This window comes from Flavobacterium pectinovorum (assembly GCF_900142715.1).
In the GTDB taxonomy this organism is placed as follows: Bacteria; Bacteroidota; Bacteroidia; order Flavobacteriales; family Flavobacteriaceae; genus Flavobacterium; species Flavobacterium pectinovorum.
Map to the genome: position 1 here is coordinate 53,651 of NZ_FRBX01000006.1, position 17,828 is coordinate 71,478.

At 34.4% G+C, this 17,828-nt stretch carries 16 protein-coding genes; 12 read left to right on the top strand and 4 right to left on the bottom strand.

What is annotated here, in order from left to right:
• Nucleotides 1-44 precede the first annotated feature (44 nt).
• The 5 genes from BUE22_RS18925 to BUE22_RS18945 all read left to right on the top strand — a co-directional run bounded on the left by BUE22_RS18925 (nt 45) and on the right by BUE22_RS18945 (nt 7,271).
• Complete coding sequence (locus BUE22_RS18925) at nt 45-1,283, top strand: glycoside hydrolase family 5 protein (protein WP_207761281.1); 1,239 nt, start codon at nt 45-47, stop codon at nt 1,281-1,283.
• Between the two features lie 101 nt (nt 1,284-1,384).
• Nucleotides 1,385-3,334, top strand: coding sequence for a sialate O-acetylesterase (locus BUE22_RS18930; RefSeq protein ID WP_073397840.1), 1,950 nt, complete (start codon nt 1,385-1,387; stop codon nt 3,332-3,334).
• A 411-nt stretch (nt 3,335-3,745) separates the two neighbouring features.
• The gene (locus BUE22_RS18935; RefSeq protein ID WP_073397418.1) at nt 3,746-6,151 is read left to right on the top strand and encodes a glycoside hydrolase family 95 protein; all 2,406 of its coding nucleotides are present in this window, start codon (nt 3,746-3,748) and stop codon (nt 6,149-6,151) included.
• A gap of 292 nt (nt 6,152-6,443) precedes the next feature.
• Nucleotides 6,444-6,902, top strand: coding sequence for a Panacea domain-containing protein (locus tag BUE22_RS18940; RefSeq protein ID WP_073397420.1), 459 nt, complete (start codon nt 6,444-6,446; stop codon nt 6,900-6,902).
• A 6-nt stretch (nt 6,903-6,908) separates the two neighbouring features.
• Nucleotides 6,909-7,271 (top strand): hypothetical protein, encoded by a 363-nt coding sequence (locus BUE22_RS18945; protein ID WP_073397421.1) that lies wholly within the window; start codon nt 6,909-6,911, stop codon nt 7,269-7,271.
• A 214-nt stretch (nt 7,272-7,485) separates the two neighbouring features.
• Here BUE22_RS18945 and BUE22_RS18950 read toward each other — a convergent pair whose 3' ends face one another.
• Nucleotides 7,486-8,037, bottom strand: coding sequence for a CvpA family protein (locus BUE22_RS18950; RefSeq protein WP_073397422.1), 552 nt, complete (start codon nt 8,035-8,037; stop codon nt 7,486-7,488).
• Nucleotides 8,038-8,608: 571 nt separating this feature from the next.
• Between BUE22_RS18950 and BUE22_RS18955 the strand changes: the two genes are divergently transcribed.
• The 4 genes from BUE22_RS18955 to BUE22_RS18970 all read left to right on the top strand — a co-directional run bounded on the left by BUE22_RS18955 (nt 8,609) and on the right by BUE22_RS18970 (nt 11,203).
• Nucleotides 8,609-8,965, top strand: coding sequence for a hypothetical protein (locus BUE22_RS18955; protein WP_073397424.1), 357 nt, complete (start codon nt 8,609-8,611; stop codon nt 8,963-8,965).
• 145 nt (nt 8,966-9,110) lie between these two features.
• Entirely contained in the window at nt 9,111-9,560 is a 450-nt protein-coding gene (locus BUE22_RS18960) for a hypothetical protein (RefSeq protein WP_243396843.1), read from the top strand.
• A 100-nt stretch (nt 9,561-9,660) separates the two neighbouring features.
• Entirely contained in the window at nt 9,661-10,680 is a 1,020-nt protein-coding gene (locus BUE22_RS18965) for a phenylalanine--tRNA ligase subunit alpha (protein ID WP_042562935.1), read from the top strand.
• 115 nt (nt 10,681-10,795) lie between these two features.
• The gene (locus tag BUE22_RS18970; RefSeq protein WP_042562934.1) at nt 10,796-11,203 is read left to right on the top strand and encodes a hypothetical protein; all 408 of its coding nucleotides are present in this window, start codon (nt 10,796-10,798) and stop codon (nt 11,201-11,203) included.
• A 148-nt stretch (nt 11,204-11,351) separates the two neighbouring features.
• On the opposite strand, the gene BUE22_RS18975 is transcribed toward BUE22_RS18970, so the two are convergent.
• The 3 genes from BUE22_RS18975 to BUE22_RS18985 all read right to left on the bottom strand — a co-directional run bounded on the left by BUE22_RS18975 (nt 11,352) and on the right by BUE22_RS18985 (nt 14,821).
• On the bottom strand, nt 11,352-12,347 hold the full coding sequence (locus BUE22_RS18975; RefSeq protein WP_042562933.1) for an NAD(P)H-dependent glycerol-3-phosphate dehydrogenase: 996 nt from the start codon (nt 12,345-12,347) through the stop codon (nt 11,352-11,354).
• Between the two features lie 419 nt (nt 12,348-12,766).
• Nucleotides 12,767-13,924, bottom strand: a complete 1,158-nt coding sequence (locus BUE22_RS18980; protein ID WP_073397425.1) for an iron-containing alcohol dehydrogenase — start codon at nt 13,922-13,924, stop codon at nt 12,767-12,769.
• A 144-nt stretch (nt 13,925-14,068) separates the two neighbouring features.
• Nucleotides 14,069-14,821 carry a type 1 glutamine amidotransferase domain-containing protein gene (locus BUE22_RS18985; protein ID WP_073397426.1) on the bottom strand — a complete coding sequence of 251 codons (753 nt, stop codon included), beginning with the start codon at nt 14,819-14,821 and terminating at the stop codon, nt 14,069-14,071.
• A gap of 97 nt (nt 14,822-14,918) precedes the next feature.
• On the opposite strand from BUE22_RS18985, the gene BUE22_RS18990 reads away from it, so the two are divergent.
• From BUE22_RS18990 to BUE22_RS19000, 3 genes are all read left to right on the top strand, one after another.
• Entirely contained in the window at nt 14,919-15,824 is a 906-nt protein-coding gene (locus BUE22_RS18990; protein ID WP_073397428.1) for a LysR family transcriptional regulator, read from the top strand.
• Between the two features lie 99 nt (nt 15,825-15,923).
• Nucleotides 15,924-16,616, top strand: coding sequence for an NUDIX hydrolase (locus BUE22_RS18995; RefSeq protein ID WP_073397429.1), 693 nt, complete (start codon nt 15,924-15,926; stop codon nt 16,614-16,616).
• A gap of 11 nt (nt 16,617-16,627) precedes the next feature.
• Nucleotides 16,628-17,827 carry a M48 family metalloprotease gene (locus BUE22_RS19000; RefSeq protein ID WP_073397430.1) on the top strand — a complete coding sequence of 400 codons (1,200 nt, stop codon included), beginning with the start codon at nt 16,628-16,630 and terminating at the stop codon, nt 17,825-17,827.
• Nucleotide 17,828 lies beyond the last annotated feature (1 nt).

Genomic DNA, 17,828 nt, shown 5'->3' on the forward strand with positions numbered 1-17,828 from the left:
AGTTGCCTGAATAAAACTTATAACTAACTATTAAACCACACCAAATGAAAAACACTGTAAAACGTTATCTGTTAAGCACCGCATTATGTTTTTCTTTTTTAAGTCTCTGGGCTTGCAGTTCAGATAAAGAAGAAACAAAACAAGAACAAAAAATTGTAGCTGAGGGCTTATATCCAAGTTACAATACAAACCCAATCCCTGCAGATGCAAGCGGAATGTCAAGTACAGCCGTGCAATTAGCAGCCAAAATAAAATTAGGCTGGAACATCGGGAACACGCTTGAAGCAACCGGAGGAGAAACAGCGTGGGGAAATCCTAAAGTAACCAAAGCACTTATCGACGCCGTTAAGGCAAACGGTTTTAATGCAATTCGAATTCCGTGTTCGTGGAACCAGTATTTAGAAAATTCGGCTACAGCCAAAATCAAAACAGACTGGCTAAACAGAGTAAAAGAAGTAGTGCAATATTGCGTAGATAACGATATGTATGTGGTTGTAAACATCCATTGGGACGGTGGCTGGCTGGAAAACAATATTACCGAAGCCAAAAAAGTAGAAAACAATGCCAAACAAAAAGCTTTTTGGGAACAAATTGCAACACAGTTACGTGGTTTTGATGAGCATGTACTTTTTGCCAGTGCCAATGAACCAGCAGTTGAAGATGCTGCACAAATGGCAGTTTTAACTTCATATCACCAGACTTTTATTGATGCCGTTCGTTCTACCGGAGGAAAAAATGCCAATCGTGTTTTAGTAATTCAGGGACCAACAACAGATATCGAAAAAACAAATAAACTAATGTTGACATTGCCAACAGATAAAGTGGCAAACAAAATGATGGTAGAAGTACATTACTATTCACCATGGAATTTTGCCGGTTTAACCAAAGATGAAACCTGGGGAAAAATGTTTTATTATTGGGGAGCAAATTTCCATTCAGCAACAGATACAGAACGAAATGCAAGTTGGGGAGAAGAAGCAGATTTAGAGAAAAACTTCAAATTAATGAAAACCCAATTTGTAGATAAAGGAATTCCTGTTTTGTTAGGAGAATTTGGCGCCATTCGCAGAACAACTTTAACCGGCGATGCCTTAACTTTACATTTGGCTTCAAGAGCTTATTATTTAAAAACAGTTGTTAAAACTGCTACAGCAAACGGATTATTACCTTTTTATTGGGACGAAGGAAGTTTAGGAGACAAAGGTTTCGGAATCTTTAAAAGAAGCGATAATAGCGTTTTTGATACTCAGGCTTTAACAGCTTTAAAAGAAGGATTGCAGTAAAAATTAAAATTCACCATATAAGTGATATAAGTAAATGTAAGTTTTTTATTCGGTATAACTTATATTTACTTATATCACTTATATGGTTTAAAATGCACAAAATGAAAAAATATAAAGTTTTTATCTTTTTGATATTCAGTATAATGGCAAACGCAAATGTGCGAATGCCATTGTTGTTTTCTGACGGAATGGTGTTGCAGCGCAACAAAGAAATCCCGGTTTGGGGTTGGGCAGAAGCCAATGAAAAAGTGGAGGTTCGTTTTAACAAACAAACCAAAACCATTCAGGCCGATAAAGAAGGAAAATGGATGATTAAACTGTCTGCCGAAAAAGCGGGCGGACCTTTTGAATTAATCATTACAGGAAAAAACAAAATTGTTATCAAAGATGTTTTGGTTGGCGAAGTATGGATTTGCAGCGGACAGTCGAACATGGAATTTCAGATGTACAAAGTAATGAACGCTGAAAAAGAAATGGCAGATTCTAATTATCCAATGATTCGTCATTTTGGCGTTGCGCAAGATTTAAGCGGAACTCCAAAAGAAGATCTTAAACAAGGAAAATGGGCAGTTGCCAATAAAGAAAACATTCGTGATTTTACAGCGGCAGGTTTCTTCTTTGCCAAAAAACTATATGCTGAATTAAAAATCCCAATCGGAATTATAAATATATCGTGGGGCGGAACCAATGTAGAAACCTGGACAAGCCACGAAGCGTTTCAAAAAAGCGATGAATTCAAAACCATGATTGCAGATGTTCCTCAGGTAGATATGGACGCCGTTTTTGAAGTTTACAAAAAATCAGTTTTAGAAAATTTAAGAAAGATTCAGGGTTTTGATGTTTCCATGGAAAATGAAAACCAGTTTAAGGAATTCAGTTTTGATGATAAAAACTGGCCAGAAATAAAAGTTCCATCATTATGGGAAAACCAACAAATTGGCAATATTGACGGCGTTGTCTGGATGCGAAAAACGGTTACTTTAACGGCAGAACAAGCCAAAAGCGAGTCCGTTTTACATCTTTCAAAAGTAGACGACGAAGATATTACCTATGTAAACGGAGTTGAAGTAGGAACCAATAAAATTTGGGAAGCATTAAGAGTTTATAAAATTCCGGCAGGAACATTAAAAGAAGGAAAAAATGTAATCACAGTTCGTATTGCAGATTATTCCGGCGGTGGCGGAATTTACGGCGATCCAGCCGATTTAAAAATTCAGTTTAAAGACAAAAATATTCCACTCGAAGGACTTTGGAAATTCAATGTCGTTCAGGTAAAAATTGCGATTTCGCCAAACAGTTATCCATCGTTATTGTACAATGCAATGGTAAATCCGCTGGTTCCCTATGCGTTTCAGGGTGTTTTATGGTATCAGGGCGAAGCCAATGTTTGGCGCGCAAAACAATACAAAAAAGCATTTCCGTTAATGATTCAGGATTGGAGAACAAAGTGGAAACAAGGCGATTTTCCTTTTTATTTCGTACAATTATCGACTTTCAACGAATTCAACGGAAACAGTAAAGTCGGAAGCCGTTGGGCAGAACTTCGCGAAGCACAATCCGAAACTTTAAAAGTACCCAATACAGGAATGGTCGTAACCACAGATATCGGTAACGCAAAAGACATTCATCCCACAAACAAACAAGATGTCGGATTACGTTTGGCCGCCATTGCATTAAACAATGTTTACGGCAAAAAACAAATTTATAGCGGGCCAACCTATAAATCTCAGCAAATAAAAGGAAATGAAATAATCCTGACTTTCGATAATATCGGTTCAGGATTATCGACTCCGGATAATTCAGAAAACGTAAAAGGATTTGAAATCGCCGGTGCCGACAAAGTTTTTCATTCCGCGAAAGCGATCATAAAAGGCAACACGATTATAGTTTCGAACGACGAAGTAAAAAATCCCGTTGCAGTTCATTACGGTTGGGCAGACGACGATACGGAAATCAATCTTTTCAATAAAGAAAAATTCCCTGCATCGCCTTTTAGAACTGATAATTGGGAAATGATTACAGCAAACGAAATATATAAGGTTAGTAAATAATATTTTGGTGTGACATTTGGGCGTGACCGTATTTGCAAAAGGCGCTATTTAACAAACCGCTTATGTGCGCCTTTCGCAAATACGGTCGGGCTATCCGTGCTACTTCGGTAGCTAACTCCTATCCCTCACGCGCGAAACCGTTAAACGAGATATTTACCTATTTATAAGCTAAGAAATCGAATAATTCAGAAAATTGGATAGATTTGAATATCCATATTGTTAAGACGGATTGAAATCCGTCCCTACAAAATAATCCGAGCCGAAGGCTCTCTCAAAAGTTCTGGAGGAACGACCTATATTGTAGCAACGTCCCGAAGCTTCGGGATTAATCCGTTTATAAGAATGAGCATGATAACAAAGTTCCGTAGGAACGGCATATATTTAAACGAAATTCAAAATCAAAAAGAATACATGAAATCAAATCTCGTAAAAATATTCTTCATTTTACTATTCGCTTCTTTCAGCACAAACATATCGGCGCAATCCAAACATGTTTTATGGTACAATCAACCCGCAGAATTCTTTGAAGAAAGTTTGGTTTTAGGAAACGGGAAAATGGGAGCAACCGTTTTTGGTGGCGCAAATGCTGATAAAATTTATTTGAACGACGCCACACTTTGGTCTGGAGAACCCGTAAATGCCAATATGAGTCCGGAAGCGTATAAAAATATTCCGGCAATTCGTGAAGCTTTAAAAAACGAAAACTACAAACTGGCAGAGGAATTAAACAAAAAAATTCAGGGTAAAAACTCTGAATCTTTTGCGCCTTTGGGAACATTAGAAATCAATAATTCTGAAAAAGGAAAAGCTGTTAATTACCATCGGGAACTTGATATTTCGAATGCAATATCAAAAGTAAGTTACGAAATGGCCGGTGTAAAATATACGCGTGAATATTTTGTTTCTGCTCCGGATCAAATTATGATCATCAAATTGACAAGCGATCACAAAGGCACTTTAAATTTTGATATTAATTTAAAGAGTTTACTAAAATCAAATGTTGAAGTGAGAAATAATATTCTGGTAATGACAGGTTCTGCACCTATTCACGAAAATGCAGGATATACAGTTTTGCCAAAATATCTGGATATACAAGAAAGAGGAACAAAATTTACCACTTTAATTCAAATCAAAAAAACCGACGGAAAAATTACAAATTCAAGAGAATCTTTAAGTTTAAAAGATGCGACGGAAGCCATTATTTATGTTTCTGTTGCAACAAGTTTTAATGGTTTTGACAAAAATCCCGCAAGTGAAGGTTTAGACGATATAGCAATTGCAGTGCAAAATATGAATAAGGCATTTGCAAAACCATTCGATAAATTAAAAGAATCGCACACAACTGATTATCAAAAATTCTACAACCGTGTTGATTTAAATTTAGGCAAAACAACCGCTCCGGATTTACCAACAGACGAACGTTTATTACGCTACGCCGACGGAAAAGAAGATAAAAACCTTGAAATTCTCTATTTCAATTACGGGCGTTATTTATTAATAAGCAGTTCCAGAACTCTGGGTGTTCCGGCAAATTTACAAGGAATTTGGAATCCTCATTTAAACCCGCCGTGGAGCAGTAATTATACGATGAACATTAATCTGGAAGAAAATTACTGGCTTGCCGAAAACACCAATCTTTCAGAAATGCATTTGCCGCTTTTGTCTTTCATAAAAAACCTTTCGGTAACAGGGAAAGTTACGGCCAAAACTTTTTATGGCGTAAACAAAGGCTGGGCCGCAGCACATAATTCGGATATTTGGGCAATGACAAATCCCGTTGGACAATTTGGTAAAGAAGATCCAATGTGGGCTTGCTGGCCAATAGCGGGAGCGTGGCTGAGTACACACATTTGGGAACATTACGTTTTTACACAAGATAAAAATTACCTGAAAACAGAAGGCTATCCTTTGATGAAAGGCGCAGCAGAATTTCTTTTAGGATGGATGATAACCGATAAAAACGGAAATTTAATTACGTCACCATCTACTTCACCCGAAAATCAATACATTGCACCAGATGGTTTTGTTGGCGCAACAATGTATGGCGGAACGGCAGATTTGGCCATGATTAGAGAATGTTTTGGGAAAACAATAAAAGCTTCGAAAGTTCTAAATATTGATGCTGATTTCAGACTAAAATTAGAAACGGCGCTTTCAAAATTATATCCGTATCAAATTGGCAAAAAAGGAAATTTGCAGGAATGGTATTTTGACTGGGAAGATAAAGATCCAAAACACCGTCATCAATCGCAGTTATTCGGACTTTTTCCCGGCGATCATATTACACCGGAGAAAACGCCTGATTTAGCCGAAGCTTCGAGAAAAACTTTAGAGATAAAAGGCGATGAAACCACTGGCTGGTCAAAAGGATGGAGAATCAATCTTTGGGCAAGGCTTTGGGATGGAAACCGTGCTTATAAAATGTTTAGGGAATTATTGAGATACGTAGATCCCGACGGAAAGAAAACAGCAACTCCACGAAGAGGCGGAGGAACGTATCCGAATTTATTCGACGCTCATCCGCCATTTCAAATTGATGGAAATTTTGGCGGCGCTGCAGCGGTTGCCGAAATGTTAGTACAATCTGATGAAAACGAAATAAGATTATTACCCGCTTTGCCGGATGTCTGGGAAACCGGATCTGTAAAAGGAATCTGTGCCCGTGGAGGTTTTGAAATTGCAATGGAATGGGACAATAAAATTTTAAAGAAAGTTACTGTTTCCTCTAAAATTGGAGGAAAAACAAACCTAATCAGTGGGGATAAAAAACAAAATGTCACTTTGAAAAAAGGGGAAAGTTTAGAAATAAACTGGTAGAAAGTTCTAAGCATAATCTTTATCAAACCCGACAGGTTTTTAAAACCTGTCGGGTTTCATGCTTTTGAAAACTAATGTCACCCTGAGCGGAGTCGAAGGCTGGATTTGCAGACGTGGGCTTCTCCCGAAGCGTCGGGACGCTCAGCCAGACAAATAATGAACCCGACAAGGTTTTAAAATTTGTCGGGTTTGCTTTTAATTATTAAGCAAAACAACTGATTTACATTACAATAAGTTCTTAAAATTTTGTCACAAAGTTATTTTCATTAACTTTGATTAAAATATTATAATTATGACTTACAATCCAACAACAGTCGCCAATTATTTCATAGATAAACATTCCAAAACAGGAAATCTTACGCCAATGAAAATAATTAAGCTAACTTATATTGCTTATGGATGGTATTTGGCCTTAACAGATAAAAAAGAAAGATTGCTGGACGAAAGTCCTATTGCCTGGGATTTTGGGCCTGTTTTTCCATCTTTGTATTACAGCATCAAGCAATACAAGAAAGAAAAAATAACAGAGAAAATTCCGAATGCCTTAAAAGACGAAAAAATAACTAGCGAAGACGAGAAATTTTTAGATAAAATATGGGAAGTCTACGGAAGATTTGACGGTATTTATTTAAGTGCATTAACCCACAACGACGGTACGCCGTGGCGAAAAGTTTACCGCAAAGATTCTAATGCTGTTATTTCTGATGATGATATTTTTGAACATTATAAAACTAAGTTAAAACCAATTTAAGCTTATATGTCCTCCCTAAATCTTAACCAAATTTCAATTGCAAATAGTTCTTCATTAACCCCTGAAGACCTTAGCAAAGCGCGCCTGCAAAATCAAATTCTTGAAGACAGATTAGGAAGCGCAAAAGTAGGTCGTTTTTTAGAAGACACCAGACTTAGAAGGCACTTAACCTATATTTTTGCCTTCATTATTTTTCTTTGGCTAGCGGCTGTAGTGTCTATTTTATATTTCAATGATAATTTACTGCATCTGAATCTTTCAGAAAATGTATTAATTACTTTATTGACAACTTCGTCTGTAAATGTAATAGGAATGATGTTGATTATTCTGAAAAATTTATTTCCGAAACATCTTAATGAAGAAGAATAAAAGAATAGCTTCTTTATGAATCAACTTGTTGGGTGTAATTCATAAAATTTGATTAAACACATAGAAACATAGATTTTCTGTTTAAAAAAAGCAAGTTAAAAAGAAACTCGTTTCTCACACATAGCTATGTGTGTTGATGCAAGTGAAACGCCTTATTTAAGTTCAATAATCCTATGTTTCTATGTGTTAAAATAATTGCACCTAAAGAGTTCAATTATTCTTTTTCTGTTTCAGTCTTTTCTGATTCAGGCGATTTTTTAACATGATTTTCTTTAAATTCCTCGTACCATTTTTCGATAGAAGGATAAACAAAACCCGCTACTTTTTTAATGGGATTATAAAAAATAGATTTGTCTAAAGTTTCTTGTTTGGCAAAGGTATTGTCGAAATTTATTTTCTCAAACAGCGCAATTACAATACTTACAATCAGGATCGTTTTCAGGATTCTGAAAAATCCGCCGCCCAGTTTATTCAGCCAGCCCAATTGAGCAAAATCTGCAATTCCAGTTAAGGCTTTGGCCAATAAATAAACACCAATTACAACCAGAATAAATGTTAGCAGAAAAGCTGTAACCTGAATCGTATTTGGATTCCAGGAAACATGTTTTGAGATTATTTCTGTCATAAAAGAAGAAAATTTAATCGCTAAATAGATTCCGAGCAATAAAGAAATAAAAGAAGCAATTTCTACAAAAAGGCCATTTTTAATTCCTTTGTATAAACTGTAAGCCAAAAGCGCACCCAAAATCATATCTAAAACACTCATATTTTCTGTCGTTTTATTGAGGCGCAAATATAAAAGAATTATCTAGTTTTTAAGATGCAGAGGTTCAGAGATGCAAAGGCGCAGAGGTTTTTTTATAGCCCACAGATTTAACGGATTGACACTGATTAAAATTAGTTGGCTGGTGAAGAGCTAAAGTTTTTGCGTAAATAAAACCATGGATTTACGGGATGAAAAAAAACTAAACCTGTGTTAATCAGTGAAACCCGTTAAATCCGTGGACAATTCTACAAAAGCCCATTTTTAATTCCTTTGTATTTTTATAGTCCACAGATTATACGGATGCAACGAATTGACACTGATTAAAAAAAGACGTGGCTGATTAAATGCTAAGAATTTACAAAATACACTTTAAGAATAGAAAAAACCTGTGTAAACCAGTAAAACCCGTTAAATCCGTGGGCAATTTCTCTATACAATAAGGCAAACCGTTAATTTTAGGTCTTTGGATTTGAAGTCCGTATCTTTGCAAATCTATTTTAGAGTTCAGATTGCAGATTTTAGATTTTTAAGTCAGCAATCTAAAATCTAAAATCTAAAATCACAAATATATATGTCAAGAGATACACAATTAAAAGAGCGTTGGGAAAAGCTCGTCGATATACTTTCAAATCAATTTTCGCAAGGCGAAGATTTAGATTTAGATGCCATTATTTACCTAATCGGAGTTCAGGAATTTGGAAAGATTCATAGAGAATTCAAAAAAGATGAAAAATTAAACTTAATGCACATCGCTATTTGCCGATTATTAGAGCCTTACGGATTTTATGAATTCGAATATTTTGATGAAGACGGATGGCCGCATTATAAAGTAAAAGAAGAATTACCACCGCTAAAAGCAGGAGAACAATCGGTTTTAATGAAAGAAGCGATTGTAAGTTATTTTTTAGAAAGAGAACTTATCGAATAGTTTTTAGTTTACAGTATTCAGTCTGTGACTGCGACTGTAAACTGTGCTGAACACTTATAACAAAGAAATGTGTAGATATGCAATGATAGCTTATAAGCCTCATTATGCTTGTTTTAATTGTTGTAAAACATTTAAAAGGAGGCTCATGGGAGATATAAAAAAAGGAGAACAATCAACTTTTGAAGCTAAATGTCCGGAATGTGGTGAGTTAATGGCTAATATGGGGCTTGATTTTGAATCACCGAAAAAGAATGATTTAAAAAAGTGGGAACACTTGAAAAGTCTCTATTCTGTTGGGATTACTTTTCATTCTTGCGGATGCAACGGTCCGGGATATATCCCTAATTCAAAAGAAAAATTAATAGAATATTTTGAAGATTTAAAAGTGAACTATCTTAAAAATATTGATTTTTGGAGAACTAGAATAGAACCGACTACAAAAGTGGAACGCGATAAAGACAACCAGAGAAATTGGGGAAAGTTAAATACTATTTCATCAAATTTTAAAAAAGAGGTTGTTAAGAATCAGGATGGAATAGATTTTTGGCTGGGCAGAGTCCGGGAAATCGAAAGCAAAATAAGTTTAATAAAATAGTTATAAATGAATATCGTAACCTGTGAAGGGAAACTTTAAATTTTAGACTTTAAACTTGAAACAAATTATGTAAATTTGTATTCTCAATTATTGAAGGAAAATGATAGACAAGATAAAACAGCATATAGAGGAAGCAAAAGCCTTTAATGATAAAAATAAAGAATCTTTAGAGCAGTTCCGAATTAAATATTTAGGTAGTAAAGGGTTATTAAAAGAACTTTTTACAGAGTTTAAAAATATTCCAAACGACCAGAAAAAAGATTTCGGACAAGTAATAAATACTTTAAAATCCGTAGCTGAAGAAAAAGTAAGAGTTATTCAGGAAGAGCTTGAAAGTAAACAAGAAGTAAAAGGGGTTTTTGGAGATTTGTCAAGATCATCAGAGCCTGTTATTATTGGTTCTCGTCATCCTATTTCTATTGTAAAAAATCAAATTATAGATATTTTTGCTAACATTGGCTTCAATGTTTCCGAAGGTCCGGAAATCGAAGACGACTGGCATAACTTTACGGCGTTGAACTTACCGGAATATCATCCGGCGCGTGATATGCAGGATACATTTTTCATTCAGACAAATCCTGATGTGTTGTTGCGTACGCATACATCATCTGTTCAGGTACGTTATATGGAAAATCATAAACCGCCAATTCGTACTATTTCTCCGGGGCGTGTATTTCGTAACGAAGCCATTTCGTCACGTTCGCACTGTATTTTCCATCAGGTTGAAGGATTGTACATTGACAAAGATGTGTCGTTTGCAGATTTGAAACAAACATTACTTTATTTCACCAAAGAAATGTTCGGAAAATCAAAAATCCGTTTGCGTCCGTCGTACTTTCCGTTTACGGAACCAAGTGCCGAAATTGATATTTATTGGGGACTAAAAACAGAAACGGATTACCGTATTACAAAAGGAACAGGCTGGTTAGAAATTGGTGGTTGTGGAATGGTTGACCCGAATGTTCTTAAAAATTGCGATATAAATCCGGATGAATTTAACGGTTTTGCTTTCGGAATGGGAGTAGAGCGTATTGCAATGTTATTATACCAAATTGGTGATATTCGTATGTTTTACGAAAACGACGTTCGTTTCTTAGAGCAATTCAAAGCCAATATTTAATTTTAGATATTAGATTGTAGATTTCAGATTAATTCTGAAGATATAATTCTCATTAATACAATAAACCTTTGTTGAAGTTTAGACTTTGACAAAGGTTTTAAAGCTTTAAATAAAGATGAAAAAAGATATAACAATCCCCGAAGTAGAAAACGTATTTTTAGCCGCCGTTCAGGAATGGAGCGACGATTTTATGGAAAAAGTGTGGTACGCTTATCTTGTAAATGACAGCGACTTTAATCTCGACAGCGTTATGGTAGTTTCAAAAGCATTTGGAACTATCGATGGCGAAATGAAAAAAACATCTGTTTTACGCCACGCTTTTGTTGAAGTTCCGGCAGTTTCAGTAGTAAAAATTGAAATGATCGAAAAAAGCCTATTGGTTTTAAATAATGAATTCATGGTGACTTTCTTCATCGGAAATACTCTATACGACAAGAAATTCATTTTCAAATCTAACCTAATTAGCGAAAATAATACGGAAGAAGTGCCGATTTTGTTTGTTGAAGGAGTTATGGTGAAGTAAAGAAAATAGAGAATAGAATAAAGAAAATAGACTTTACAAAATAGTAAAAGAAAAAAGAGCCAAGACTAATTATTTAGATCTTGGCTCTTTTTTTATGTCATAAACAAAAGTCTATTTTCTTTATTCTATTCTCTATACTCTTTTTTCTTTAATCCAAAGACTCAGTCAGTTTCTTAAATACAGATTTTGCATCTTTTCCTTCGTATAAAATGCTGTAAACGGCGTCGATAATAGGCGTTTTGGCACCGTAACCCTGATTTAGTTTATAAGCACTTTTGGTGGCGTAATAACCTTCGGCAACCATACTCATTTCCATCATCGCACTTTTTACGGTGTAGCCTTTTCCAATCATGTTTCCGAACATTCTGTTTCTGGAGAATACGGAATATCCTGTAACCAATAAATCGCCTAAATAAGCCGAGTCATTAATGTTACGTTTCATTTTATGCACTTTTCTGATGAATTTCTTCATCTCACGAATTCCGTTACTCATCATAACCGATTGGAAATTATCACCATAACCTAAACCATGTGCAATTCCGGCTGCAATGGCATAAATGTTTTTTAACATCGCCGCATATTCAGTTCCGATGATATCGTCTGAAATTTTGGCTTTAATATAATTTCCTGATAAAGATTTTGCTACAATGCTGGCTTTGTCCGGATCGCCACAAGCAATGGTTAAGTACGAAAGTCTTTCCAACGCTACTTCTTCTGCGTGACAAGGACCTGTAATAACCCCAATATTGTAATAAGGAATGTCGTATTGAATATGAAAATGTTCTCCAACAATTAAACTCGTTTCAGGAACAATTCCTTTAATAGCGGAGAAGATTATTTTATCTGTTAAAGAAACAGTCAGATTTTTTAATTCAGCATCTAAAAAAGCAGACGGAATAGCAAAAATTACATAATCTGCATATTCAACTGCTTCGTTTATATTGTTGGTTAATTTAAGTTTAGTAGTGTCAAATTCGACTGAACTTAAATAGTTTGGGTTGTGTTTGTATTTTTGAATGTGCTCTATTGCAGCATCATTACGCATATACCAAGCTATTTCTGAAAGATTTACGCATAACATCTTTGCAATTGCCGTTGCCCAACTCCCTCCTCCAATTACTGCAAACTTTAATTTTTCGCTCATTATTTTAATAATTTAAAGCAAAAGTACTTAATAATGTAGTAATAATACAAAATCTGATTTAAGAAATTTAAAAACAAGGTCTGTAAACAATGGTTTTCAGCTAGTTCTAAATAATTATCAAAAATATTTTATGCTTTATACAATAATAATTCAATCCTTACGTTATAACTGTTTATAAATTAGAATTTTAATGAGTTTAGCAAAAATTGAGTTAGTTAGTTTTGTTTTAGTATTTTAAAAAGGCGTTCCTAAATATTTTAAGAACGCCTTTTTTGTTTAAAAAAAACAAAAAATTCCAATTTATAAATTCCAAATTCCAAACGGTTGATGTTAAAAAATCAAATAAAAAAATTCCAAATTCCAATAATACTGGTAAGAGCATTGGAATTTGGAATTTAAAAAAATTGGAATTTTATTTGTTAGTAGCTTAATTCTACAATCGATTTTACTTTATCTAAAGTTACCAATTGGTTTTCGCCAAGACCTTTCCAGCCTCTTTCATCAAAACGTTTTACAATAAAATTTGCTGTGTTGGTGTAATCATCTGTATATTGAGATAATTTAGTATCCATTCCCATGGTGTGGAAAAATTCTACTGTTTTATTGATCGCTTCTTTGGCAACTTCGTCATCAGAACCTGTTAAGTTGAAAATTCTTCTTCCGTATTGTGCCAGTTTTCCTTTTTTAGTGTCAAACATTACATTGTATAAACTTGGGCCTATAATCGCCAAAGTACGTGCATGGTCGATTCCGTATAAAGCTGTTAATTCGTGGCCAATCATGTGTGTTGCCCAATCAGAAGGAACTCCTTTTTGAATCAATCCGTTCAAAGCCATCGTGCAGCTCCACATAAAATTCGAAGCCAAAGCATAATCCGTTGGGTTTTCTACCACTTTTGGACCAACTTCAATTAACGTTTGTAAAATTCCTTCGGCAATTCGGTCTTGTAAAAAACCTTCGTGCGGATACGTTAAATATTGTTCCATTACGTGTGTATAAGCATCTACAACACCATTTTGCAATTGTCTTTTTGGCAACGATTCAATAACTGTTGGATCACAAATAGAGAATTTAGGAAACAAAGCACTTCCGCCCGAAGCTAATTTTTCCTGAGTTGCTTTAATGGTTACGACATATCCAGAATTCATTTCGCTTCCCGTTGCAGGCAAAGTCAAAATAGTTCCAAAAGGCACTGCATTTTCTTTAATCAACAAACGTTTTTGTAAAATATCAAGTGGGTTTCCGTCAAAATTTACAGCTGCCGAAATAAATTTCACACCATCAATAACAGATCCACCGCCAACAGCCAGAATAAAATCTATTTTTTCAGCTTTGATAACTTCAACCGCTTTCATCAACGTTTCAAAATGCGGATTTGGCTCAATTCCCCCAAATTCAACAATATCAAAACCTTTTAAATTCTTGATTACTTGTTCGTGAATTCCGTTTTTAAAAATACTTCCACCGCCGTACGCCAAAAGAATTTTAGCATCTTTTGGAACTAAAGTCGAAAGTTTTTCAATTTGTCCTTTTCCGAAAATTAGATTTGTCGGATTATATAATTCAAAGTTTAGCATTTTTTTTGAGTTTCTGAGATGCTAAGTTGCTAAGGTTCTAAGTTTTTTAATCTTAGCAACGTAGATCTTTTATTAATAATTTCTGATATACTAAGTGTCTAAGTTTTTTAAAGATTTCCAAAATCTTAGCAATTTAGAACCTTTTTATTTTAATTTTTCCAATAATTTACCAGCGACCAATTTAGACGAAGCCGGGTTTTGTCCTGTAATTAAAAGACCATCTTCTACAGAATAAGGAGCCCAATTTGGACCTTTTGAGAATTTTGCTCCATTTTGAGTTAAAGCATCTTCTAATAAAAACGGAACAACTTTGGTTAAACCAACAGCTTCTTCCTCTTCGTTTGTAAAACCGGTTACTTTTTTACCTTTTACTAAATAATCACCTTTTACTTTTACATTTTTCAAAACGGCTGGTGCGTGACAAACAAATGCAACCGGTTTATTGTGCATGTAAAAAGATTCGATTAAGGCGATTGAATTTTTATCTTCAACTAAATCCCAAAGCGGACCGTGACCTCCAGGATAAAAAACGGCATCATAATCTTTTTGATTTATTGTTGAAAGCTTATGAGTGTTTTTTAATTTTTCCTGTAATGTTTTATCAGCATCAAAGCGTTTAGTGTCTTCGGTTGCTGATGAAGGATCTGCACTTTTAGGGTCAATTGGCGGCTGGCCTCCAAGCGGTGATGCAATAGTAATTTCTACACCTTTATCTAATAGTTCATAATAAGGAGCAGCAAATTCTTCTGACCAGAATCCGGTTTTTTCTCCCGTATTGCCCAGTTTATCATTACTGGTCACAACAAATAATACTTTTTTCATCTTTTTTGTTTTTTGAGCTGTTGCCGAAAAGCCAGCTGTTAATACGATTATTGCGATTAATGCGATTTTTTTCATATCTTATTATCAATGTTTAAATTTTGATCAAATTTACGGTTTATGTGATATTAGTAAAAATAAAATAAACTATGTTTGTTATAAATAAAGTTATATCATGGTAAATTTGGAATGGTACAGAACTTTTAAGTCTGTATATAAAAATGGAAATTTTTCTGTCGCTTCAAAAGAGTTGTTTATGAGCCAACCCGCGGTTAGTCAGCAAATAGCTATGTTAGAGGCACATGTTGGTTATAAGTTGTTTAACCGAAAATCAAAAGGCGTAGAACCAACCGAATACGCTAAGTTACTGAATAATTTAATTATTGACGCGCTCGATAGGTTAGAAACTGTTGAAAACGGATTCAGGGCAAAAGCAGAAGATTCTGTCCGCTTGATTTCTGTTGGTGTTTCAAAAGATTTATTTAATAGCTGCGGAAGTATTTTGATCTCCAAATTTGATTTTATTGATTTTACTTTTGCCGAAGATGATGCCCTTTTTGCACTTGTCGATGCCAAGAAACTCGATTTTGCCATTACAACAAAAAGATATGATACGTTTGATACCATTTACGAAATCGTAGGTAAAATTAAACTGATCATGGTGGCGCCAATGAATTTAAATATCGAAGAATTCCGCCAGAAACTAAAAGCAGATAATTATACCGAAACTGAAAAATGGCTTAACAACCAAAAATGGTACAGTCATGATGCAAGAATTCCGCATATCAAATTATTCTGGCTGCATGCTTTCAGTAAAAAAAGGCCTTCGATGGTGCCTAATTATATTATTCCTTCAGAATCTGAAATGTTGGAAATGCTGTCCAAAAACTCGGGACTTGCCATAACATGGAATTGCAATGCGAGAAAATATATTAAAGAAAATAAATTGCAATTAGTCTGGAATAGTTTTCACGTTCCTGAAGAGTTTGTATATTTATTGACGGCTAAAAACAACAATTTGAATACGTTTTTCGAGAGTATTGGAAAAGAATTAAAGTTGTTTTTAGGCAATAGATTATAGTTTTTTAGCCACGAATTCACGAATTAATTTTAACTAATCGCTCAAAAAATTAGTATTAATTCGTGAATTCGTGGCGAACTTTTTAATGTGTGTGATAGTATGGAAAATCTTCAAAATATTAGAATCGCAGTTGATGCCATTGTTTTTGGATATAAAAACAACAGTTTATATGTGCTTTTAATAGAACAAAAATTTGGTTCTGCAGAGAGATACTGGGCGCTTCCTGGCGGTTTGGTAAAAAATGATGAATCGTTGAGCAACGCTGTAATTAGAGAATTGCATGAAGAAACCAATGTGCAATTAAAGTTCATGGAACAGCTTTACACCTTTGGAGATGATATTTTCAGGGATTCCAGAAACCGTGTTATTTCTGTTGCTTATTATGCTTTGGTTGATGCTTCCAATCTCGAAATTAAAGCAGATACAGATGCCGATAAAGTACAATGGTACAAAATAGACGAAATTCCTTCTTTGGCATTCGACCATAATTTAATTATCAAAAAAGCGATTTCAAGATTAAAGGCTAAACTTACTTACGAGCCTGTTGGGTTTGATTTACTTCCCGAAGAATTCTTGTTTTCTGATCTTGAAAATTTGTATTGCACGATTTTAGAAAAAGAAATTGACCGACGAAACTTCAGAAAAAAAATCCTCAGTTATGGATTTTTAGAAGAAACAGAAAAATTTTCGCCCATAAAAAGTGGTCGTCCGGCAAAATTATTTAAGTTCAATAAATTGAAATATAATGATTTGATAGAAAGAGGCTTCCATTTTGAAATAAAATTTGCTTAAACTAAATTATAATGATCAAACCATTTCCATTCCATTCTGATTTAAGAGATTATTTTAAAAAGCAAGACAAAACCTGGTCTTGGTTTTCTGAAGAAAAAGTAAAAGCAGAACAGCAAGAAGCCTTTAAAACCGATTTATTAAAGAACTCTTATCGAATAGATCCGGAAACGGAATCGAAAGTTTATGAAATTTTAAATAAGGCAAAAGATAAACTAGGAATCATTGTCCCGATTACGATTTATCAATCGCAGAGTACGGATAATAATGCCGGAGTTGTTTTTTTTGAAAATGAAGCCCACATTATTTTATCAGGAACGATTTTAAAATTGCTTAACGAAGACGAATTACTGGTTTTATTCGGACACGAATTGTCGCATATTTTGTTGTTTAATCTGGAAAATGGCGATTTTGAAATCACCAACAGAATCATCAATACCATTGCAAGTGATAATAACAGCGAATTGTTTTATTACGAAACCGCCAGATTGTATCAGCTTTATACCGAATTATATTGTGATTTGGGCGCTTTAAAAGTCAGTGGAAGTCTGGAAACTACAATTCAGACATTAGTAAAATTAAACACAGGTTTAGAAAAAGTTTCGGCAGAGAGTTATTTGAAACAAGCTAACGAAATTCTGGAAAGAATAGAAAAAGGTTCTGACGGAGAAACGCATCCGGAGAATTTTATCAGGGCTAAATCTCTGGAAATTTTCGAAAATGATAACGCCAATTTTTATTCGAAAGTAGAAAAAATTATTTCCGGAAAAACCGATTTGCATCAACTCAATTTATTCAATAAAAAACTGGTTTTTGATACTACAAAAGAATTAATCTCGATTATTCTAAAACCAAAATGGACACAATCTGAATATTGTACAGCACTCTACAAACAATATTTTTCGAATTCAGATAAAAAAACAGACGCTTTTATTGATGATGCCTTCAAACTGAAAATAGAAAACAGCAAGAAAAACCTAAAAGAATATTATGCTTACGTAATGCTCGATTTTGCGTTGTGCGATTCGGATTTGAAAGAAGCATTTATTGGGCATATTCTGGATATTTCGGAACAATTAAGTTTAGAAGATGAAATGAAAACGATTCTGAAAAAAGAACTGAATCTTACCGAGAAAACCTATAAAGCTTTTGCTCAAAATTGCACAACTACCTTAAATACTATTTTAGAATCAGACTTAGAAAACACTTATTAAG